Origin of the sequence: Sinomonas atrocyanea (assembly GCF_030812675.1) — a bacterium.
Classification (GTDB): domain Bacteria; phylum Actinomycetota; class Actinomycetes; order Actinomycetales; family Micrococcaceae; genus Sinomonas; species Sinomonas atrocyanea_B.
Genome location: NZ_JAUSTE010000005.1, coordinates 26,543 through 46,756 on the forward strand (window position 1 = coordinate 26,543; position 20,214 = coordinate 46,756).

18 protein-coding genes are annotated in these 20,214 nt (G+C 72.4%); 10 read left to right on the forward strand and 8 right to left on the reverse strand.

The annotated features are described in order from the left end of the window. Positions 1–43 precede the first annotated feature (43 nt). The 3 genes from J2W20_RS08880 (at position 44) to J2W20_RS08890 (ending at position 2,595) form a co-directional block, all read left to right on the forward strand. Complete coding sequence (locus J2W20_RS08880) at positions 44–1,093, forward strand: zinc-binding dehydrogenase (protein ID WP_307006165.1); 1,050 nt, start codon at positions 44–46, stop codon at positions 1,091–1,093. 108 nt (positions 1,094–1,201) lie between these two features. Further along, positions 1,202–1,975, forward strand: a complete 774-nt coding sequence (locus tag J2W20_RS08885; protein WP_373457989.1) for an energy-coupling factor ABC transporter ATP-binding protein — start codon at positions 1,202–1,204, stop codon at positions 1,973–1,975. Continuing rightward, positions 1,975–2,595 (forward strand): energy-coupling factor transporter transmembrane component T family protein, encoded by a 621-nt coding sequence (locus tag J2W20_RS08890; RefSeq protein ID WP_307006166.1) that lies wholly within the window; start codon positions 1,975–1,977, stop codon positions 2,593–2,595. The genes J2W20_RS08885 and J2W20_RS08890 overlap by 1 nt, the downstream gene beginning before the upstream one ends. Before the next feature lie 35 nt (positions 2,596–2,630). Here the strand turns inward: J2W20_RS08890 and J2W20_RS08895 are convergent, their stop codons facing one another. Next, entirely contained in the window at positions 2,631–3,845 is a 1,215-nt protein-coding gene (locus J2W20_RS08895; protein WP_307006167.1) for a thiolase family protein, read from the reverse strand. Then, on the reverse strand, positions 3,826–5,235 hold the full coding sequence (locus J2W20_RS08900) for a class I adenylate-forming enzyme family protein (protein ID WP_307006168.1): 1,410 nt from the start codon (positions 5,233–5,235) through the stop codon (positions 3,826–3,828). Before J2W20_RS08900 ends, J2W20_RS08895 begins: the two co-directional genes overlap by 20 nt. Positions 5,236–5,300: 65 nt before the next feature. On the opposite strand from J2W20_RS08900, the gene ypfJ reads away from it, so the two are divergent. Then, positions 5,301–6,203 carry a KPN_02809 family neutral zinc metallopeptidase gene (gene ypfJ / locus J2W20_RS08905; protein ID WP_307006169.1) on the forward strand — a complete coding sequence of 301 codons (903 nt, stop codon included), beginning with the start codon at positions 5,301–5,303 and terminating at the stop codon, positions 6,201–6,203. A 108-nt stretch (positions 6,204–6,311) separates the two neighbouring features. On the opposite strand, the gene J2W20_RS08910 is transcribed toward ypfJ, so the two are convergent. From J2W20_RS08910 to J2W20_RS08930, 5 genes are read right to left on the reverse strand one after another with little or no spacing between them, the layout of a single operon-like run. Continuing rightward, positions 6,312–6,641, reverse strand: a complete 330-nt coding sequence (locus tag J2W20_RS08910) for a metal-sulfur cluster assembly factor (protein WP_307006170.1) — start codon at positions 6,639–6,641, stop codon at positions 6,312–6,314. A gap of 40 nt (positions 6,642–6,681) precedes the next feature. Continuing rightward, positions 6,682–7,458 (reverse strand): Fe-S cluster assembly ATPase SufC, encoded by a 777-nt coding sequence (gene sufC, locus J2W20_RS08915; protein ID WP_307006171.1) that lies wholly within the window; start codon positions 7,456–7,458, stop codon positions 6,682–6,684. 48 nt (positions 7,459–7,506) lie between these two features. Further along, positions 7,507–8,787 carry a Fe-S cluster assembly protein SufD gene (gene sufD, locus J2W20_RS08920; protein WP_307006172.1) on the reverse strand — a complete coding sequence of 427 codons (1,281 nt, stop codon included), beginning with the start codon at positions 8,785–8,787 and terminating at the stop codon, positions 7,507–7,509. Continuing rightward, positions 8,787–10,274: a Fe-S cluster assembly protein SufB gene (gene sufB, locus J2W20_RS08925; RefSeq protein ID WP_307006173.1), complete on the reverse strand. Its 1,488-nt coding sequence runs from the start codon at positions 10,272–10,274 to the stop codon at positions 8,787–8,789. The genes sufD and sufB overlap by 1 nt, the downstream gene beginning before the upstream one ends. Next, positions 10,274–11,029 carry a helix-turn-helix transcriptional regulator gene (locus tag J2W20_RS08930; protein ID WP_307006174.1) on the reverse strand — a complete coding sequence of 252 codons (756 nt, stop codon included), beginning with the start codon at positions 11,027–11,029 and terminating at the stop codon, positions 10,274–10,276. Before J2W20_RS08930 ends, sufB begins: the two co-directional genes overlap by 1 nt. Positions 11,030–11,245: 216 nt before the next feature. On the opposite strand from J2W20_RS08930, the gene J2W20_RS08935 reads away from it, so the two are divergent. The 3 genes from J2W20_RS08935 to J2W20_RS08945 are packed head-to-tail and all read left to right on the forward strand — an operon-like array spanning position 11,246 to position 13,844. After that, positions 11,246–12,169, forward strand: coding sequence for an ABC transporter ATP-binding protein (locus J2W20_RS08935; RefSeq protein ID WP_307006175.1), 924 nt, complete (start codon positions 11,246–11,248; stop codon positions 12,167–12,169). Continuing rightward, the gene (locus J2W20_RS08940) at positions 12,166–12,909 is read left to right on the forward strand and encodes an ABC transporter permease (RefSeq protein WP_307006176.1); all 744 of its coding nucleotides are present in this window, start codon (positions 12,166–12,168) and stop codon (positions 12,907–12,909) included. Before J2W20_RS08935 ends, J2W20_RS08940 begins: the two co-directional genes overlap by 4 nt. Before the next feature lie 5 nt (positions 12,910–12,914). Next, positions 12,915–13,844, forward strand: coding sequence for a COX15/CtaA family protein (locus J2W20_RS08945; RefSeq protein ID WP_307006177.1), 930 nt, complete (start codon positions 12,915–12,917; stop codon positions 13,842–13,844). Positions 13,845–13,944: 100 nt separating this feature from the next. On the opposite strand, the gene J2W20_RS08950 is transcribed toward J2W20_RS08945, so the two are convergent. Next, positions 13,945–14,892, reverse strand: coding sequence for a heme o synthase (locus J2W20_RS08950; protein ID WP_307006178.1), 948 nt, complete (start codon positions 14,890–14,892; stop codon positions 13,945–13,947). Positions 14,893–15,322: 430 nt separating this feature from the next. On the opposite strand from J2W20_RS08950, the gene tkt reads away from it, so the two are divergent. From tkt to J2W20_RS08965, 3 genes are read left to right on the forward strand one after another with little or no spacing between them, the layout of a single operon-like run. Further along, positions 15,323–17,437, forward strand: coding sequence for a transketolase (gene tkt / locus J2W20_RS08955; protein WP_307006371.1), 2,115 nt, complete (start codon positions 15,323–15,325; stop codon positions 17,435–17,437). Between the two features lie 20 nt (positions 17,438–17,457). Then, entirely contained in the window at positions 17,458–18,579 is a 1,122-nt protein-coding gene (gene tal, locus J2W20_RS08960) for a transaldolase (RefSeq protein ID WP_307006179.1), read from the forward strand. Next, positions 18,576–20,186 (forward strand): glucose-6-phosphate isomerase, encoded by a 1,611-nt coding sequence (locus tag J2W20_RS08965; protein ID WP_307006180.1) that lies wholly within the window; start codon positions 18,576–18,578, stop codon positions 20,184–20,186. The genes tal and J2W20_RS08965 overlap by 4 nt, the downstream gene beginning before the upstream one ends. Positions 20,187–20,214: the final 28 nt, after the last annotated feature.

A 20,214-nucleotide genomic window follows, 5' to 3' on the forward strand; every position in this document is an offset into this window, starting at 1 on the left:
GGAGCGCCCGCCTCTGCAGATGCCAGACCAGCCTAGGAGGACCATGCTCGCCATCGTCATGGAGGAGATCGCCGGACCGCTGACTGTGCGCGAGGTCGGCGAGCCCGAGGTGCCGGAGGGCGGCGTCGTCGTCTCGGTGGCCGCCACCGGGCTGTGCCGCAGCGACTGGCATGCGTGGGCGGGGCACGACGACATCGCGCTCCCCCACGTTCCCGGACACGAGTTCGCGGGGGTCGTCGCCCGGGTGGGCGCCGGGGTCACGAAGTGGCGCGTCGGAGACCGCGTCACCGCCCCCTTCGTCGAGGGCTGCGGGACGTGCACGTGGTGCCTGTCGGGGAATGCGCAGGTCTGCCCCGACCAGGAGCAGCCGGGCTTCACGCACTGGGGGTCCTTCGCCGAGCAGGTCGCGATCCACGCCGCCGACACCAATCTCGTCGCGATCCCCGAGGGCGTGGACTTCGAGGCGGCGGCGAGCCTCGGGTGCCGGTTCGCCACGGCCTTCCGGGCGCTCACCCGCCGGGCCCGCTGTGCGGCCGGCGAGTGGGTCACCGTGGTCGGCGCGGGCGGCGTGGGACTGAGCGCGGTCATGATCGCGAAGGCCCTCGGTGCGAGGGTCATCGCCGTCGACCGGAACGCGGGAGCGCTCGCCGCGGCCGCAGCGCTCGGCGCCGACCATGTCCTCGTGGCCGACGGCTCCGACCTCCCGGACCGCGTGCACGCCGTCACGGGCGGGGGAAGCCAGGTGTCGGTCGACGCGGTCGGCAGCGAGCAGACCTGCGCCGACGCCATCCTGAGCCTGGCCCGCCGCGGCCGGCACGTCCAGATCGGCCTCCTGCCCCCGGTGGAAGGCCACCCCCGAGTCCCCATGGCGCGGGTGATCGCCTGGGAGCTGGACCTCTTCGGGAGCCACGGCATGGCTGCCGCCGACTACCCCGGCATGCTCGGACTCATCGCCTCGGGTGCGCTGCGCCCCCAGGACCTCATCGAGCGGGTGGTCGGGCTCGACGAGGCCGCCGCCCTGCTGCCCCGCTTCGATTCGGCGCAGGTCGCAGGCATCACGATGATCCGTCCCGGCCTGGAGGGCTCTTTGTAGCGACCCGCCAACACCGGGCCCGCGCCGATGGTGGGCCGTCGACAAAACGGGCCGGGGCCCCGCTCCGTAGCCTTCTGACAGGGCCCCATTCCCGGCGCAGGAGGAAGCTTGAGCCATCAGACGACCCAGTACCGACAGCGCAGCGGCATCACGCTGGCCGACGTCAGCGTGGTCGTGCCCGTGGACGACCCCCTGCCCGGGTTCCCCGCCCACAAGGTGCTCCTCGACGGCATCGACCTCGCGCTCACCGAGGCGCGCATCGCCGTCATCGGCGCGAACGGATCCGGCAAGTCCACGCTCCTGCGCCTGCTCAACGGCCTCGTCGCGCCCAGCACCGGCGCCGTGGCGGTGCACGGCCTCGACACGGTCCACGACGTCCGTGCCGTGCGCCAGCGCGTCGGGTTCGTCTTCACGGACCCGCTCTCCCAGCTCGTCATGCCCACCGGGCGGGAGGATGTCGAGCTCTCGCTGCGGCGCCGGCATCGCGGGCGGTCCGAGCGCGCGGCGGCCGCCCAGGCGGTCCTGGACCGCTTCGGCCTCGGCGCGCTCGCCGACCAGAGCGTGCACGAGCTCTCCGGCGGCGAGCGCCAGCTGATGGCACTCGCCGCGGTGCTCGCGGTCGGGCCCGAGGTGCTCGTGCTCGACGAGCCCTCGACGCTGCTCGACCTGCGCAACCGCGAACTGCTGCGGCGCACGCTGGCCTCGCTCGGCGAGCAGGTCATCCTCTCCACCCACGACCTCGAGCTCGCGGCGGACGCCGACCGCGTGCTCGTGGTCGAGGACGGGCGGATCGCCTTCGACGGTGCACCGGGACCCGCCATCGGCCTCTACCGGCAGCTGTGCCTGCACGCGCCGGCCGGACCCCAGCGCGGAGGCGCCTGATGCGCCGCCCCGCCGCCGGGCTCCTTGCCGGCTACGTCCACGGCGACTCCTGGCTCCACCGCGCCCCGCTGGCGGCCAAGTTCGCCGGGGTGGTCGCGGCCGGCGCCGCGAGCTTCGTGCTCCTGGACTGGCGCGCCTCGTGCGCCGCGCTGGCGGCCGTGGTCCTCGCCTGGCTGTCGGCGGGCCTGGGCGTCCGCCGGCTCGCGGCCTCCTGGCGGCTCGTGCTTCCGCTCGCCGCAGTCCTGTTCGCCTTCCAGTGGTGGCAGCAGGGCCCCGCCGCGGCCGGGCGGATCGTGGCCAATCTCCTCCTGTGCTTCGTGGCGGCCGGACTGCTCACCGCGACCGTCCCGCTCCAGGACCTGCTCGACGCCGTCGCCTCCCTGGCACGGCCGTTCCGGCGGCTCGGCGCCGACCCCGAGAGGTTCGCCCTCGCGATCGCGATCATGGTGCGCAGCATCCCCGTCCTGGCCGGATCGTTCGCGGAGGTGGGCGACGCCGCCCGCGCGCGCGGCCTCGAGCGCAGCGTGCGCGCGCGGACCGTGCCGGTGGTGCTGGCCGCCGTGGCCTACGCACGGCGCACCGGAGACGCCCTGGCTGCCCGGGGACTCGGCGACGACTGAGTGCCGCGGGGACGGACGCCGAGGAGTCCGCCCTGTCAGCGACCGCGCACGGTCGTGAAGAGCGCGGCGGTTCCGATGCCCCCGGCGGAGCTGATCATCGCCAGGCAGAGGGTCCCGTCCGGCAGGCCCTGGGCCCGGGCCAGGAGCCGGACCACGGAGACCGCGCCCGAGGCGCCGTAGGCGTGCCCGAGGGCGAGCGCGCCGCCGTCGGTGTTCAGGGCCCGATCCAGGTCCTCCCCGGTGAGACCGAGCCGGTCGATGCATGCCAGGACCTGTCCCGCGAAGGCCTCGTTGAACTCGATCGCCCCGAGCTCCGCCGCCCGCACCCCGTGCCGGGCCAGGAGCTGCTCGGCGGCGACCACGGCCCCCAGGCCGAGGCGGCGCGGATCGACCCCCACGGTCTCGGCACCGAGGAAGGCCAGCGCGGCCCGGCCCTCACGGGGCGCAGGACCGCAGCCTGGGCCGAGCACGAGCGTGGCAGCAGCGCCGTCCGCGTCGCCGCAGGAGTTGCCGGCCGTCACCGTGCCCCCGGGCACGAACGCCGCGGGGAACCGGGCGAGCAGCCGCGCGTCGAGCCGGGGCCTCGGGCCGTTGTCCGCCGTGACCCAGTCCTCGGTGCCGGGAACGCGGACGGGGACCAGCTCGCCGTCGAACGCGCCGGACGCCGCCGCCCGGAGCGCACGGGCGTGGCTGCGCAGTGCGAAGTCGTCCTGGCGCTCGCGGCCGATGCCGCCTTCGCGGGCCACGGTCTCGGCGGCGAACCCCATGTCGGGATCGGACGGCTCGGCCGCGGCCGGGTCACGGGGGGCGTGCTGGGCGCGCCGGTAGAACTCCACGGAGCCGTCGGGGCGGCGCCGCCCGCGCACCGGGGCCGTGCTGACGGACTCCGCTCCCCCGGCGAGGTACGCGGCGCCCGCGCCGGCCTGCACGAGCCGGCAGGCGAGCACGATCGCATCGAGGCCCGAGCCGCACTGCCGGTCCACCGTGATGCCCGGCAGCCGCTCGGGCAGCCCGGCAGTGAGCGCGCCGAGGCGGGCGAGGTTGCCGCCACCGCCGGCGGCGTTGCCGACGACGACGTCGGCGAGGTCCCGGGGCTCGACCGCGGACCGGTCCACGACCCCACGCAGGACCGCCCCCAGGAGCTCGTGGACCGGCACGCCGGCGAGCTCGGTCCCGGCCCGGGCGAGCGGCGTCCGCAGCCCCTCGACGATGAGCGGGGCCCCCTCCGGGCTACGCGAGGCGGCGGGCACGCGGGTCCCCCTCGAGCACCCATCGCTGGAACTCGGTCCGGGAGAGCTTGCCGCGCTCGGTGACGGGCAGCTCGGCCAGCTCGACGTACTCGAGCGGGCGCTTCGCCGGGGCGAGGTGGCCCTCGAGTCCTGCCCGGAGCTGGAGCTGGCACAGCCCCGCGTGGGCGGGGACGATCCCGGCCACGATGCGCTGGCCGCGGACGTCGTCCGGGATCCCCGCGACGACGACCTCCGCGACGCCGGGGATCATGGCCAGGGCCGCCTCGACCTCGTGGGGGTACACGTTGTGGCCGCCGGTGTTGACCATGTCCTGGGTCCGTCCGAGGACGTGGAGCTCGCCGTCGGCGAGGAACCCCTGGTCGCGCACCGTGCACCAGTCATCGAGCCGGGTGAACGCGTTCCCGTCGTCGCCCCACACGTAGCCGTCGGAGACGAGGGCGCTCCGCACGCAGATGTTCCCGGTCCGGCCCTCGGGGACGGGCGCTCCGGAGTCGTCGAGGATGGCCACCTCGACGCCCTCGAAGGCACGGCCGACGCCGGTCCCCACCTCCGTCGCGGCGCTGCCCGGATCGTGGCTGCTCGAGGCGACGAAGCTCAGCTCGGAGGCGCCGTAGTACTCCCACACGACGGCGCGCGGGGCCCAGCGGCGCACCGCCTCGAGGGTGCGGCGGTCCAGCTTCTGGCCCGAGCACACCACGGCGGCCAGCCCGCTCGCGTCGACGTCCCCGGCCAGGCCGCGCTCGGCGAGGACCCGGAGCATGGTGGGCACGAGGACGAGGCGCGTGATGCCGCGCAGGGTGATCTCCGCATGCGCGTCCCCCACGTCGAACCCCGGCAGGGTGTGGAACGCCGCTCCGGCCCACAGGCATTCGGAGAGCGTGTAGAGGTTCAGGCTGGCCGAGAGCGGGCCGGGGGCGAGCACGCGGTCGCCGGAGGTGAGCCCGAACGCCGCGGCCGAGGCCTCGAACGAGCGTGCCCACGACCCGCGGGAGCGGCTGAAGCCCTTCGGCACGCTCGTGGTGCCCGAGGTGAGGCCCACGAGGAAGCTCGAGGCGGCGCTGCCGTCCCTGAGCTCCGTGGGCTCCAGGCGCCGCCCGGCGGGCGCGCCCCAGCGGTCCGCCAGGCGCGCCTCGACGTCGCGGGCCAGCTCGTCAGGCCAGACCGGGTCGAGCACCGCGCACTCGCGCTCGCCGGCCACCCCGGCCGCCCAGCGCACGGCGAAGTCCACGCTGTTGGGCGCGCGGAGCACCCCGGTGGGTTCACCCGAGGCCGCGAGCTCCGCGGCGGCGGCGTGCAGCTGCGCCCAGGAGAGCCGCTCGGGCCCGCACACCACTGCGGGCTCGTGCGGCTTCTCAGCGGCCCACCGCGCGAGCCGGTCCAGGAAGGGCATGGGGAAATCCTATCGGCGCGCCGGGGGTGCGGACCGGATCGTGACGCGGCGGCTAGCGTAGGTCCATGAGCTTCAACGATGGCAGCCAGCTGGACCCGTCCCAGGTCGAGGACCGGCGCGGCGGCGGTGGAGGGCTGGGCCGCGGGCCGCTGATCGGCGGCGGCGTGGGCGCCCTCCTCGTGCTCGCGCTCACCCTCCTGGGGGTGAATCCGGGGCTCCTCGGCGACCTCACCGGCGGCTCCGGCCAGTCCGGGACGGCCACCGGCCCGGCCAGCGTCGGCACGGGCCAGTGCCGCACGGGCGCCGACGCCGCACAGCGGCTCGACTGCCGAATCGTCGGGACGGTCAACAGCGTCAACGCCTTCTGGGCGGGCTACCTGCCCTCGCAGGGAGTCCGCTATACCCGGCCCAAGGCGGTCGTGTTCAGCGGGCAGACCTCGACCGCGTGCGGGCCGGCGACGACGGCGGTCGGCCCGTTCTACTGCTCCGGGGACGTCACCGCGTACTTCGACCCGGGCTTCTTCGACGAGCTCGTGACCCGGTTCGGGTCCTCGGGAGGGCCGCTGGCCCAGGAGTACGTGGTGGCCCACGAGTTCGGGCACCACGTCCAGGACCTCGTCGGCACCCTCGGCTACGCCCAGAAAGACCCCCAGGGACCCGAGTCCGGGAGCGTGCGCGTGGAGCTCCAGGCGGACTGCCTCGCCGGCATGTGGGCCCACTATGCGAGCACCATCGACGACCCCTCCACGGGCAAGCCGTACCTGCAGCCGATCACCCAGAAGGACGTCCAGGACGCGCTCTCCGCCGCCGCCTCCGTGGGGGACGACAGGATCCAGAAGTCCGCGACCGGCCGCGCGGATCCCGAGAGCTACACGCACGGGACGAGCCAGCAGCGCCAGACGTGGTTCATGCGCGGCTTCAGCGGCGGGGACCTCAAGCAGTGCAACACCCTCACGGGGCGCGTCTAGCGTCCTTCCGCCGGCTGGACGCACGACGGCGGCCGCTCGCCTTCCGCGGGGAAGGTGACCGGCCGCCGTCGTGCTCTCGCGGGGGCGGGCCCTGAAGGGGCCCTCTGCTCAGATGTTGAAGCCGAGGGCGCGCATCTGGTCGCGGCCGTCCTCGGTGATCCGCTCGGGACCCCATGGCGGCATCCACACCCAGTTGAGGCGCCACTCGTCGACAACGCCGTCGAGGACCTTGCCGACCTGTTCTTCGAGGATGTCCGTGAGCGGGCATGCGGCGGTCGTGAGCGTCATGCTGATCAGCAGCGCCCCGTCCTCGCCGTACTCGAGCCCATAGACGAGCCCCAGGTCCACGACGTTGACGCCGAGCTCGGGGTCGATCACGTCCTTGAGACGCTCCTCGACGTCCTCGAGCGATGTCGGTGCGGGCTGGATCTCTGTCATCACTGCCTTCCCAGTGTCGAAGTGGTGGCGGCGGCCCGGGTCAGGCCGTGGCCGTCGCGGAGCCGGCGCCCGTGAGGAAGCGGTCGTAGCCCTCGTCCTCGAGGCGGTCGGCGAGCTCGGGGCCGCCCTGCTCCGCGATGCGGCCGTCCACGAACACGTGCACGAACTGCGGCTTGATGTAGCGCAGGATCCGCGTGTAGTGGGTGATGAGGAGGGTGCCCATGTTGCCCTCGGCGTGGGCGCGGTTGACGCCCTCCGAGACGACCTTGAGGGCGTCGACGTCGAGGCCGGAGTCGGTCTCGTCGAGGATCGCGAACTTCGGCTTGAACAGCTCGAGCTGGAGGATCTCGACGCGCTTCTTCTCGCCGCCGGAGAAGCCCTCGTTGACGTTGCGCTGGGCGAAGTCCGCGTCGATGCGCAGCTGCTCCATGGCCGCCTTGACGTCCTTGGTCCAGTGGCGGATGGCCGGGGTCTCGCCGTCGATCGCGGTCTTCGCGGTGCGCAGGAAGTTCGTCATGGTGACGCCCGGGATCTCCACCGGGTACTGCATCGCGAGGAAGAGGCCCGCGCGGGCGCGCTCGTCCACGCTCATCGCGAGGACGTCCTCGCCGTCGAGCGTGATCGAGCCCGAGGTGACGGTGTAGCGCGGGTGGCCCGCGATCGTCGAGGCGAGGGTGGACTTGCCGGAGCCGTTCGGGCCCATGATGGCGTGCGTCTCCCCCGTCTTGACGGTGAGGGTGACACCCTTGAGGATCTCCTTGACGCCCTGCTCGGTCTCGATCGAGACGTGCAGGTCCTTGATCTCCAGTGTGGACATGTGTGTTCTCCTACTGCCCGGCGGGCCGGGCTGGCCTAAAGGTCGTTGTCAGTTCTCGCCGGCTTCGAGCTCGCGCTCGACGGCTTCGGTCAGGTGGTCCTCGATGCCCTGGACGCCGATCTTCTGGATGATCTCGTTCAGGAAGCCGCGCACCACGAGCCGGCGGGCCACATCCTCGGGGATGCCGCGCGCCATGAGGTAGAACAGGTGCTCGTCGTCGAAGCGGCCGGTCGCGCTCGCGTGGCCGGCGCCCTCGATGAGGCCGGTCTCGATCTCGAGGTTCGGCACGGAGTCCGCGCGGCAGCCGTCGGTGAGGACCAGGTTCTGGTTCTTCTCGTAGCTGTCGGTGCCCTCGGCCTGCTTCTGGATCAGCACGTCGCCGACCCACACCGCGCGCGCGTCCTTGCCCTGGAGGGCGCCCTTGTACAGGACGTTGGAGACGCAGTTGGGCTGGGCGTGGTCCACGTAGGTGCGGTGCTCGAGGTGCTGGCCGGCGTCGGCGAAGTAGAGGCCGTAGAGCTCGACCTCGCCGCCGGGGGCCGCGAACCGGGCCGTCGGGGTCATGCGGACGAGCGAGCCGCCCAGGCTGACGACGATGTGCTTCAGGTGCGCGTCGCGGCCCACCTTGACCTGCTGGCTCGAGGCGTGGACCGAGGTGTCGGCCCACTCCTGCAGGGTCACGAGCGTCAGGTCGGCGCCGTCCTCGAGGACGACCTCGACGTTCTCGGACACGACAGCCTCGCCGACGTGGTTGAGCACGACGACGGCGCGGGAGCCCTGCTCGGCGACCACGACGAGGTGCTGGGCGGCGGGGGCGGAGCCCGCTCCGGTCAGGGTCACGAGGACCCGCTCGGCCAGCTCGGCGCCCGCGGGCACCGTGACGACCGTGGCCTCGGTGAAGTGCGCCCACGCGTTGGCGGAGACGCGGTCCTCGGGGATGCCGGCCGAGCCGATGCGGGCGTCGTCGCGGCCCACCGTCTCGACGCGGACCTGATCGGGTCCCTCGACGGCGACGGCCGGGGCGGCGCCGTCGAGCGCCGCGCTGTGCAGCCCGCCGAGCCGCTTGAGGGGCGTGAAGCGCCACTCCTCCTCGGTGCCCTTCAGCGCGGGGAAGTCCTCGAGCCGGTAGGACGTCAGGCGCCCGGCACGCGAGCTGTCGGGGATGCCGTAGCCCCCGCCGTGCGAGTGGGCCTTCGACGCTGCGCCGCCCAGCGGGGAGGCGACGGCCTCGACCGGGCTCAGGCTCTCGCCCTCCTCCGTGAGGCCGGGGATCGACGGGGTGCCGATGCGGGCCTTCTCTGCGGTCTTCTCTTCGGTCATCTCAGTCATCAGCCGACGGACCCTTCCATCTGCAGTTCGATCAGGCGGTTCAGCTCGAGGGCGTACTCCATGGGGAGCTCGCGGGCGATCGGCTCGATGAAGCCGCGCACGATCATCGCCATCGCCTCGTCCTCGGGCAGGCCGCGGGACATGAGGTAGAAGAGCTGCTCCTCGGACACCCGCGAGACGGTCGCCTCGTGGCCGAGCACGACGTCGTCCTCGCGGATGTCGATGTACGGGTACGTGTCCGAGCGGGAGACCGTGTCGACGAGCAGGGCGTCGCAGCGGACCGTGTTGGCGGAGTGCTTCGCCCCCTCGCGGACCTGGACGAGGCCGCGGTACGCCGCACGGCCGCCGCCGCGGGCCACGGACTTGGACACGATCGAGGACTTCGTGTTGGGCGCGATGTGCACCATCTTTGAGCCCGTGTCCTGGTGCTGGCCCTCGCCCGCGAACGCGATCGAGAGCGTCTCGCCCTTCGCGTGCTCGCCCACGAGGTACACCGCCGGGTACTTCATGGTGACCTTCGAGCCGATGTTGCCGTCGATCCACTCCATCGTCGCGCCCTCATGGCAGATGGCGCGCTTGGTGACGAGGTTGTAGACGTTGTTCGACCAGTTCTGGATGGTCGTGTAGCGCACGCGGGCGCCCTTCTTCACGACGATCTCGACGACGGCCGAGTGCAGCGAGTCGGAGGTGTAGATCGGGGCGGTGCAGCCCTCGATGTAGTGGACGTAGGAGTCCTCGTCCGCGATGATGAGCGTCCGCTCGAACTGGCCCATGTTCTCCGTGTTGATGCGGAAGTAGGCCTGCAGCGGGATCTCGACGTGGACGCCCTTGGGGACATACACGAACGAGCCGCCGGACCACACGGCCGTGTTGAGGGAGGCGAACTTGTTGTCGCCCACCGGGATCACGGTGCCGAAGTACTCCTGGAAGAACTCGGGGTGCTCCTTGAGGGCGGTGTCCGTGTCGAGGAAGACCACGCCCTGGGCCTCGAGGTCCTCGCGGATCTGGTGGTAGACGACCTCGGACTCGTACTGGGCCGCGACGCCGGCCACGAGGCGGGACCGCTCGGCCTCGGGGATGCCGAGCTTCTCGTAGGTGTTGCGGATGTCCTCGGGGAGATCCTCCCAGGACTGCGCCTGCTTCTCGGTGGAGCGGACGAAGTACTTGATGTTGTCGAAGTCGATCCCGGAGAGGTCGGCGCCCCACAGCGGCATCGGCTTGCGGTCGAAGTACTTCAGGCCCTTCAGGCGCGTCTCGAGCATCCACTCGGGCTCGCCCTTCTTGGCGGAGATGTCCCGGACCACGTCCTCGTTGAGGCCGCGGCGCGCGTTCGCGCCGGCGTCGTCCTTGTCGGCCCACCCGTACTCGTACGTGCCGATCCCGTGGAGCTCGGGGTTCTTCTCCAGGATCTCCGCGATCACCGTTGACCCGGCGCCGGCCTGGCCCCCGGCCGTCGCGGCGCGGTTCTCAGCTAATTGATCCGTCATCACGGCCTCTCTTGCTGGTTGGTTGCGGTCTCCGCGCCGGGCAGCTTCAGCTGGCCCCGCCCGGTAGGTATGTGGGTCGTGCACACGTGCCCGCCCTGCGCGAGGGTGGAGAGCCTGCGGACGTCCACGCCGAGGAGGCGTGAGAACGCCGCCGTCTCGCTGTCGCAGAAGACGGGGAACTCCGCGGCGAGCTGCTGCACGGGGCAGTGCCCCTGGCACAGCTGGACGCTGCCCAAGTGGACCGGCAGCGGCGCCTTGCCCTGGACCGAGGCAGAGGAGGCCACGAAGCCGTCCGCCGTGAGCGCCTCGGCGAGGGCCCTGGCCCTCGCCGCGATGTCCTCGCCCGCCGCGTCCACGAGCGGCTGGTAGCGCCGCTCCATGGCGGCGAAGCGCTCATGCGCGAAGTCCTCGACGGCGCCGGGGCCACCGAGCTCGCCCAGCCGCTCGAGCGCCTTGCGCGCGATCGCCAAGTAGTCGTCGCCGATGGTGGACTGGCCCCTGGAGGTCAGCACGTACCGCCGGGCGGGCCGCCCCGCGCCGGCGCCGGACGTCACCACCCGCTTGACCTCCACGACGCCGGCCCCGGTGAGGGCGTCGAGGTGGCGGCGGACCGCTGCGGGCGTCACGTTGAGCATCTCGCCCAGCTCAGCGGCGCTGACGGGCCCGTGCTCGAGGACCGCGCTCAGGACGCGGTCCCGCGTGCGGTCCTCAGCGTCGGCCCGGGCATCGGGCTTCGGGGAGGTCACGGAATACACAAGACAATCATTGCCTAATATGCCCCGGGTCTCCAGTAAGGAGATGCTTATCACGCCCTCGGCGGAAAGTGCGCTCACGGCGGGGGCCGCCGCCGTCCACAGGGAACGCACTACTACCTTGCGTAGAATGGCCGGGTGCTACAGACCGGTACTCCCTGCCTCGAGATAGAAGGCCTGGTGAAGGACGTCGGCCCGCTCCCCTCTCTCGAAGGACGCATGAAGAGGGTGCTGGCAGGGGTCGACCTCACGGCGAACGCCGGTGAGATCACCGTGATCCTCGGCGTCAACGGCGCCGGGAAGACCACCACCCTCGAGTGCGCGCAGGGCCTCCAACGGCGCACCGCCGGCGTCGTCCGCCTCCTCGGCGAGGACCCCGAGAGGGCCGGCGCGGAGCTGCGCGCCCGCGTGGGCATCATGCTGCAGGAAGGGGGCCTGCCCCCCGCCGCGCGGCCCCTGGCCCTGCTCGCGCACGTCGCCGGCATGTACACGGACCCCCGCCCCGTCGACGAACTCGCGGAGCGGCTCGGGATCCACGAGTTCGCCTCCACCACGGTCCGGCGGCTCTCCGGCGGGCAGAAGCAGCGGGTCGCCCTCGCCGCCGCGCTCATCGGACGGCCGGAGGTCGTCTTCCTCGACGAGCCCAGCGCCGGCCTCGACCCGCAGTCGCGCCAGCTCGTGGTGGACCTCATCGACGAGCTGCGCCGGGACGGGCTCGGCGTCATCCTCACGACGCATCTCCTGGACGACGCCGAGCGGCTCGCCGACGTGGTCCACATCCTCGACCGCGGCCGGGTGGTCACGAGCGGGACCGTCGGCGAGATCCTGGCCGGCCGCGAGGGCACGCGCTCGCGGCTCACGCTGAGGGCACGGCCCGGGCTCGACCTCGCGGAGGCGTTCGCCGGCCGCACGGGCCGGGGTACCGACGTCGCGGTCGCCGAGGCCTCGGCCGGCCACTATACGGTCGACGGCGAGCTCACCCCCGCGGACCTCCTCGCCGTCGCGCAGTGGCTGCACGCGCGGGACATCATGCCGCAGTCGCTCGAGCTCGGCACCGCCAACCTCCAGGACGTCTTCCTCTCGATCGCCGCCGAGTCGGCCGCCGAGGACGAGGGCGCCCGGCCCGACGGGAGGGCCGCGTGAGCGCCGCAGCGGGGCTCGCGCGCCGCGTGTGGCAGCAGGGCCGGTACGAGACGGGTGCGATGCTGCGCAACGGCGAGCAGCTGACGCTCATGATCGTCCTCCCGCTGCTCGCGCTCGTGGGCCTCACGGTCACCCCGGTGCTCGACGGGCTGGGGCCGAGCCGGATCGCGGTCGCCGCGCCCGGCGTGCTTGCCCTGTGCACCATGAGCGTCGGGTTCACCGGCCAGGGCATCGCGACCGGATTCGACCGCCGCTACGGCGTGCTCCGTTTCCTCTCGACCACGCCGCTGGGCCGCGGCGGCCTCATTGCCGGCAAGGTCCTCGCAGTCCTCGTGGTCCTCGCCGTCCAGGTCGTCGTCATCGGCGGCGTCGCGCTCGCCCTCGGCTGGCGGCCGGGAGCCCTCGGACTCCTCCTCGGGCTGCCGCTCCTGGCCCTCGGCGCGGCCGCCTTCACCGCGCTCGGCCTGCTCATCGCGGGCACGGCCCGGCCGGAGGCAACCCTCGCGGTCACGAACCTCGTCTGGATCCTCCTCGGCGTCCTGGGCGGGATCGTCCTGCCCGTCCAGCGGGTGCCCGCCGCGCTGGCCCCCGTGGTCGGCTTCCTCCCCTCCGGAGCGCTCGGCGACGCCGTGCGCTCGGCCTTCCTCGAAGGCTCCCTGAATGTCCCTGCCGCCGCCGTGCTCCTCGCGTGGGCCGTGCTCGCCGGCGCCGCCGCCACCCGCTGGTTCCGATGGAGCTGAAAACCATGACAGACACCGCACTCACCCGCCTCACCGCCAGGCTGCCCCGGGAGGTGGACGGCCGCATCCGCGCCATGGCGATCGCCTCCCTCGTCGGTCAGATCGTGCTCATCCTCACCGGCGGCGCGGTGCGGCTCACCTCCTCCGGGCTCGGCTGCCCCACGTGGCCCCGCTGCACCGCCCAGTCGATCACCACCACCCCGGAGATGGGGATGCACGGGATCATCGAGTTCGGCAACCGCCTGCTGACCTTCGCGCTCATCGCGGTCGCCGTCGTCATGCTCGTGATGCTGTGGAACCTGCGCAAGGAGCGCAGGGACCTGTTCTGGCTCGCCCTCGGGCTCCTCGCGAGCGTCCCCGCGCAGGCGGTCATCGGAGGGATCACGGTGCTCACGCATCTGAATCCGTGGGTGGTGGGGCTGCACTTCCTCGTCTCGATGGCCCTCGTGGTGCTGTCGATGCTCCTCGTGAACCGGGCCTACGGGCGCACCGGCCGCTTCATGGACCGGGTGCACCCCGCGCTGCCCGGCTCCGTGGCGCCGGCCATGCTCGCCACGACCGTGGCCGCCGCCGCGGCCGTGGTCCTGGGCGTGACCGTCACCGGTGCCGGCCCGCACGCCGGTGACGCCAACGCGCCGCGCAACGGGCTCGACTGGGACCTCTTCTCCCACATCCACGCCGTTCCCGCCTACCTCGTCCTGTTCGGCGCCCTCTTCGCCGTCGTCGTCGCCCTCTCCCGGCGGATCCGCGGCACCTTCCGCAACGGGGCGCTCGCGCTCCTCGGCCTGACGGTCCTGCAGGCGGCGCTCGGGATCACCCAGTACTACACGGGCATCCCTGCCCTCCTCGTCGCAGCGCACATGCTCGTCTCGGCGCTCCTCATGGCGGCCGCGGTCAACGCCGCCGACGTCGCGCGGTACAGCCCCAAGGCGTAGGCGGGCGCAGCGGCGACACGGAAGAGGCCCGCAGCATCCGTGCTGCGGGCCTCTTCCGTGTTCTGAACGTGCTCGGCGGTGTCCGAAGGCGCCGGCTGGCTCAGCCGAGGAGCGGGCCTCCCACGAACGGGTCGACGGCGAGCGCGAGGAAGAGCAGCGTGAGGTAGCTGATGGAGCCGTGGAAGACCTTCATGGCCTTCTTGTCCTGGATCTCCTCGCGCTGGGCGCGGGCGTAGAGGGCGTGCGACTCGTACAGGAACCACGCACCGGAGGCGACGGCGGTAAGGGTGTAGACCCAGCCGGCGTGGCCGAGCGGGACGAGCAGCAGCGAGGCCATCACCATGGCCCAGGCGTACAGGACCACCTGCACGGCGACGATCTTGGCACCCGCGACGGCGCCCAGCATGGGCACCTGCGCGTTGCGGTAGTCCTCGCCGTACCGCATGGACAGCGGCCAGTAGTGCGGAGGGGTCCACAGGAAGATCACGAGGAAGAGGATGACGGCCGGCCACTCGATGGTGTCGGTGACGGCGGACCATGCGATGAGCACGGGGAAGCAGCCCGCGGCCCCGCCCCAGACGATGTTCTGGGCGGTCCTGCGCTTGAGGACCAGCGTGTAGACCACCACGTAGAAGAAGATCGCGCCGGCGCCGAGGACCGCCGAGAGCGGGTTGGCGCCGAACCACAGGATCGCGAGCGAGGCGATGCCGAGGACCCAGGAGAAGACGAGCGCCTCCCGCGGCGTCACCTCTCCGGTCACGAGCGGGCGGTTCTCAGTCCGCCGCATGAGGCGGTCGATGTCCCGGTCGATGTAGCAGTTGAAGGCGCCGGCGCTGCCCGCGGCGAACGCCCCTCCCACCAGGGTGGCGATGATGAGCCCGAGCGAGGGGAAGCCGCGTTCGGCGTAGATCATGGTCGGCAGCGTGCTCACGAGCAGCAGCTCGATGACGCGGGGTTTGGTGAGGGCGACGTACGCCTTGATCTTGCGGCGCAGGCCGAGCTTCGCTGGCCTGGACGGTGCGGTGGCGGGTGCGTCTGCTGTGCTCACGGATGCGCGACTCTTCTACTCGGGATCGTCGGCCCCCGCAAGGGGTGCTCGGGGACCGCCTCCATGATACCCGCCGCCCGTGCGCGCCCCGGCTGGCTCCGTGCTCCCCCGGGCGTGCGGCCCCGCGTGGGCGCGGAGCGTTCACACAGTGGAATATCGGTGGCAATTTCCTGAAACACCTCTCCCCCGGCCACGACCCGTGGATAGTATGAATGCTGGATGCCCTGCTGCTGGGACGCGCCCCGTGACGATATGCCAGCCAGACCGGTGGCCGGATATGTGTAGGGAAAGGCGCATGAGGGCAGTAGGCAGACACCGACAAACGTTTCGATGGTGAACGGCTGGCAGGATGCATTGCAGGGCCCACCATTCGCGTGCCCCGTAGGCTCCCTGCCGCCAGCAATGGAGAGGGGCCGTGTACGTGCCTGCTGTGGATGTGCAAGAACTGACGTGGACCGACCTGGACCGCAAGGCCGTCGACACGATCCGCGTGCTCGCGGCGGACGCGGTGCAGAAGGTGGGCAACGGCCACCCCGGCACGGCGATGAGCCTGGCACCGGCCGCATACCTGCTGTTCCAGAAGCTCATGCGCCACGATCCGGCGGATCCGACGTGGATCGGCCGCGACCGGTTCATCCTCTCCCCCGGGCACTCCTCCCTGACGCTGTACATCCAGCTGTACCTGGCCGGCTACGGCCTCGAGCTGAAGGACCTCGAGTCGCTGCGCACGTGGGGCTCGCTGACCCCCGGCCACCCGGAGTACGGGCACACCAAGGGCGTGGAGATCACCACTGGCCCGCTCGGGCAGGGCCTGGCCTCCTCGGTCGGGTTCGCCTACTCCGGCCGCCGCGAGCGGGGCCTCTACGACCCGCAGGCGCCCACCGGCGAGTCCCCGTTCGACCACACGGTGTGGGTCATCGCCTCCGACGGCGACATGCAGGAGGGCGTGACCTCCGAGGCGTCCTCGCTGGCCGGCCACCAGGAGCTGGGCAACCTCGTGGTGATCTACGACGAGAACCACATCTCCATCGAGGACGACACCGACGTCGCCTTCACCGAGGACGTCCTCAAGCGGTACGAGGCCTACGGATGGCACACCCAGCGCGTCGACTGGACCGCGACGGGCGAGTACAAGGAGGACGTCCCCGCCCTCTACGACGCCCTCGTCGCGGCCAAGGCCGAGACCGGCCGGCCCTCGATCATCTCGCTGCGCACCGTCATCGGCTGGCCTGCCCCGACCAAGCAGAACACCGGCAAGGTCCACGGCTCGGCCCTGGGCGCCGAGGAGGTCGCGGCCCTGAAGGAGATCCTCGGCTTCGACCCGGAGAAGTCCTTCGACGTCGACCCCGAGGTCCTCGAGCACACCCGCAGGGCCGTCGAGCGCGGCGAGCAGGCCAAGGCCGCCTGGCAGGAGTCCTTCGACGCGTGGAAGGCCGCCAACCCCGACGCCGCGAAGCTGCACGAGCGGATCCAGGCGCGGCGCCTGCCCGAGGGCTGGGACGAGTCGCTGCCGGAGTTCCCGGCCGGCAAGGACGTCTCCACCCGCGCCGCCTCGGGCAAGGTCCTCAACGCGATCGGCCCCGTCCTCCCCGAGCTGTGGGGCGGGTCCGCCGACCTGGCCGAGTCGAACAACACCACGATCGAGGGCTCGCCCTCGTTCATCCCGGCCTCCCGCTCGACCCACGCCTGGGAGGGCAACCCGTACGGGCGCGTGCTCCACTTCGGCATCCGCGAGCACGCGGCCGCCGCGATCGTCAACGGCATCACCCTCGGCGGCAGGACCCGGGCGTTCTCCGGGACGTTCCTGATCTTCTCGGACTACCAGCGCCCGGCGATCCGCCTCTCGGCGCTCATGGGGATCCCGTCCACCTACGTGTGGACGCACGACTCGATCGGCCTGGGCGAGGACGGCCCCACCCACCAGCCGGTCGAGCAGCTCGCCTCCCTGCGCGCCATCCCGGGCCTGGATGTGGTCCGCCCCGCCGACGCGAACGAGACCGCCCAGGCCTGGAAGGCCATCCTCGAGCACACCGACCGCCCGGCCGGGATCGTGCTGACCCGCCAGAACCTCCCCACGTGGGAGCGCGGCGAGAACGGATCGGGCCAGGGCGGCTTCGCCTCGGCCGCGAACGTCTCCAAGGGCGGCTACGTCCTCGCCGAGGCCCAGCGCGACGGTGCCGACGTCGCCCCGGACGTCATCCTCATCGCGACCGGCTCCGAGGTCCAGCTCGCCGTCGCCGCCCGCGAGGCGCTGGCCGCCGAGGGCATTGCGGCCCGGGTGGTCTCGATGCCGTGCGTGGAGTGGTTCGACGCCCAGGACGCCCAGTACCGCGAGTCCGTGCTGCCCGCCGCCGTCCGGGCGCGCGTCTCGGTCGAGGCCGGCCTGGCCCTGACCTGGCACCGCTTCGTCGGCGACGCCGGCCGCTCGGTCAGCCTCGAGCACTACGGTGCCTCCGCCGACTACAAGACCCTCTTCACCGAGTTCGGCATCACCGCCGAAGCGGTCACCGCCGCCGCCAAGGACTCCATCGCCGCCGCGGCCTGATCCCCCGAGGAGCACCTCACATGACTACCCCTACCCAGGCCCTCTCCGACGCGGGCGTGTCCATCTGGCTCGATGACCTCTCCCGGCTCCGCCTCCAGGACGGCTCGCTGGCAGCGCTCATCTCCGAGAAGAACGTGGTGGGCGTGACCACCAACCCGACGATCTTCCAGGCCGCGATCACCAAGGGCCACGGCTACGACGCCCAGCTGCGCGAGCTCGTCGCGGAGGGTGCCGACGCCGAGAAGACCGTCTTCGAGATCACCACGGCCGACGTCTCGGACGCCTGCCGGCTCTTCGCCCCCGTCGCCGAGGCCACCCGCGGCGTCGACGGCCGGGTCTCCATCGAGGTCGACCCGCGTCTGGCGTGGGACACCGCCGCCACGATCGCCGAGGCCAAGCGTCTGCACGCCAAGGTCGCCGAGCCGAACGTGCACATCAAGATCCCGGCGACGCTCGAGGGCCTCGAGGCCATCTCCGCCACGCTCGCCGAGGGCATCAGCGTCAACGTGACCCTGATCTTCTCCCTCACCCGCTACCGCGCCGTCATCAACGCGTTCATGACCGGCCTCGAGAAGGCCAAGGCTGCGGGGCACGACCTGTCCCAGATCCACTCGGTCGCCTCGTTCTTCGTCTCCCGCGTGGACACCGAGATCGACAAGCGCCTCGAGAAGGTCGGCACCGAGCAGGCCACCGCCCTCAAGGGCAAGGCCGGGCTCGCCAACGCCCGCCTCGCGTACCAGATCTACGAGGAGGAGTTCACCACCGAGCGGTGGAAGCTCCTCGCCGACGCCGGTGCCCTCCCGCAGCGCCCGCTGTGGGCCTCGACCGGGGTCAAGGACCCGGCCCTGCCCGACACCCTGTACGTCACGGGCCTCGTCGCCCCGGGCGTGGTCAACACGATGCCCGAGAAGACCCTCGAGGCGACCTTCGACCACGCCGAGGTCACCGGGGACACCGTGACCGGCACCTACGCCGAGGCCAACGCCCACCTCGATGCCCTCGCCGAGCTCGGCATCGACTACAACGACGTCGTCGCCGTCCTCGAGTCCGAGGGCCTGGACAAGTTCGTCGCCTCCTGGAACGACCTCCTCGCCGACGTCGAGCGCACCCTCTCCGAGACGGCGCACGGAGCCCGCGCATGAGCGCGCTGACCTTCGAGGCGACGGGCGCTGCCCGGACGGCCGTCGACGCGCACGTCCCCCGGCTGGCGGCCGACGCCGTGGCCAGCCGCATCTTCGCCAAGGACGCCACCCTGTGGGGCCCGGATGCGGAAGAGGAGTCGGGCAAGCGCCTGGGGTGGACGGAGGCCGCCACGGTCTCCCAGCCCCTCGTCGCCGAGATCACCGCGCTGCGCGACGCGTTTCGCTCCGAGGGCGTGGACCGGATCGTCCTGTGCGGCATGGGCGGCTCCTCCCTGGCGCCCGAGGTGATCGCGGGCACGGCGGGGGTCCCCCTCGTGGTCCTCGACTCGACCGATCCCGAGCAGGTCGCCGCGGCTCTCGCCGAGCGCCTCGAGAACACCGCCATCGTCGTCTCGTCCAAGTCCGGCTCCACGGTCGAGACCGACTCGCAGCGCCGGGCCTTCGAGGCGGCGTTCACGGCGGCCGGCATCGACGCGGCCTCCCGCATCGTGGTCGTGACCGATCCCGGCTCGCCGCTCGAGAGCGCCTCCCGCGAGGCCGGGTACCGGGCCGTGTTCAAGGCCGACCCGACCGTCGGCGGCCGCTACTCGGCACTGACCGCCTTCGGCCTGGTCCCGGCGGGGCTCGCAGGCGTCGACCTCCAGGCCCTCCTCGACGAGGCCGAGGAAGCGGCGGAGCTCCTGCGGGACGACTCGGAGGACAACATCGGCCTGCAGCTCGGCGCGGCCCTCGGCGGCACGGCTCCCCTGCGGGACAAGATCGTGATCGTCGAGGACGGCTCCGGCATCGCCGGCTTCGCGGACTGGGCGGAGCAGCTCATCGCCGAGTCGACCGGCAAGATCGGCCGCGGCGTCCTCCCAGTGGTCGCCGGCGCGGACGCGCCCGAGGTCACCTCGGGAGCGGAGGACGTGCTCGTCGTCCGGCTGGTCTCCGCCGACGGGGAGCCCTCGCTCGGGGCCAACGAGGCGGCGGTCGGCGGCTCGCTCGCGACGCAGATGCTCGTCTGGGAGTTCGCGACCGCCGTGGCCGGGCGCCTGCTCGGCATCAACCCGTTCGACCAGCCCGACGTCGAGGCGGCCAAGGCCGCGGCACGGGGACTCCTGGACGCCCAGCCGGAGCCCACGCCCGCGCTCTTCACCGAGGGCGCGATCGAGGTGCGCGGCGGCGACTGGCTCGAGGGTGCCTCGACCGTCGAGGAGGCGCTCAAAGTGCTGCTGTCCCAGCTCGGCCCCGCGGGCTACCTGAGCGTGCAGGCCTACCTCGACCGGCTCGCCTACCCGAAGCTCGAGTCGGTCCGCGATGAGCTCGCCGCGGCCGCCGGACGCCCGACGACGTTCGGCTGGGGCCCGCGCTTCCTGCACTCGACGGGGCAGTTCCACAAGGGTGGGCCCGCCGTCGGCGTCTTCCTCCAGATCACCGCCGACGCCGAGCACGACGTCGAGATCCCCGAGCGCCCCTTCACCTTCGGGCGGCTCATCGCCGCGCAGGCCGCCGGCGACGCGCAGGTGCTGCGCGACCACGGGCGGCCCGTGCTGCAGCTCCACCTCACCGACCGCGCGGCAGGCGTCGCGCAGCTGACCGGTCTCATCTCGGCGCTCGCGCGCTGACGCCCACGAGCGGCCGGCCCGGACGCAC

What these genes read in the sequence shown, in the direction of transcription:
- sufD (WP_307006172.1), bottom strand. Translation starts at nt 8,787, where the DNA reads ATGACTGAGATGACCGAAGAGAAGACCGCAGAGAAGGCCCGCATCGGC.
- sufB (WP_307006173.1), bottom strand. Translation starts at nt 10,274, where the DNA reads ATGACGGATCAATTAGCTGAGAACCGCGCCGCGACGGCCGGGGGCCAG.
- J2W20_RS08945 (WP_307006177.1), top strand. Translation starts at nt 12,915, where the DNA reads ATGACAGACACCGCACTCACCCGCCTCACCGCCAGGCTGCCCCGGGAG.
- tal (WP_307006179.1), top strand. Translation starts at nt 17,458, where the DNA reads ATGACTACCCCTACCCAGGCCCTCTCCGACGCGGGCGTGTCCATCTGG.
- J2W20_RS08890 (WP_307006166.1), top strand. Translation starts at nt 1,975, where the DNA reads ATGCGCCGCCCCGCCGCCGGGCTCCTTGCCGGCTACGTCCACGGCGAC.
- J2W20_RS08900 (WP_307006168.1), bottom strand. Translation starts at nt 5,235, where the DNA reads ATGCCCTTCCTGGACCGGCTCGCGCGGTGGGCCGCTGAGAAGCCGCAC.
- J2W20_RS08965 (WP_307006180.1), top strand. Translation starts at nt 18,576, where the DNA reads ATGAGCGCGCTGACCTTCGAGGCGACGGGCGCTGCCCGGACGGCCGTC.
- J2W20_RS08910 (WP_307006170.1), bottom strand. Translation starts at nt 6,641, where the DNA reads ATGACAGAGATCCAGCCCGCACCGACATCGCTCGAGGACGTCGAGGAG.
- J2W20_RS08880 (WP_307006165.1), top strand. Translation starts at nt 44, where the DNA reads ATGCTCGCCATCGTCATGGAGGAGATCGCCGGACCGCTGACTGTGCGC.
- ypfJ (WP_307006169.1), top strand. Translation starts at nt 5,301, where the DNA reads ATGAGCTTCAACGATGGCAGCCAGCTGGACCCGTCCCAGGTCGAGGAC.
- sufC (WP_307006171.1), bottom strand. Translation starts at nt 7,458, where the DNA reads ATGTCCACACTGGAGATCAAGGACCTGCACGTCTCGATCGAGACCGAG.
- J2W20_RS08935 (WP_307006175.1), top strand. Translation starts at nt 11,246, where the DNA reads ATGAAGAGGGTGCTGGCAGGGGTCGACCTCACGGCGAACGCCGGTGAG.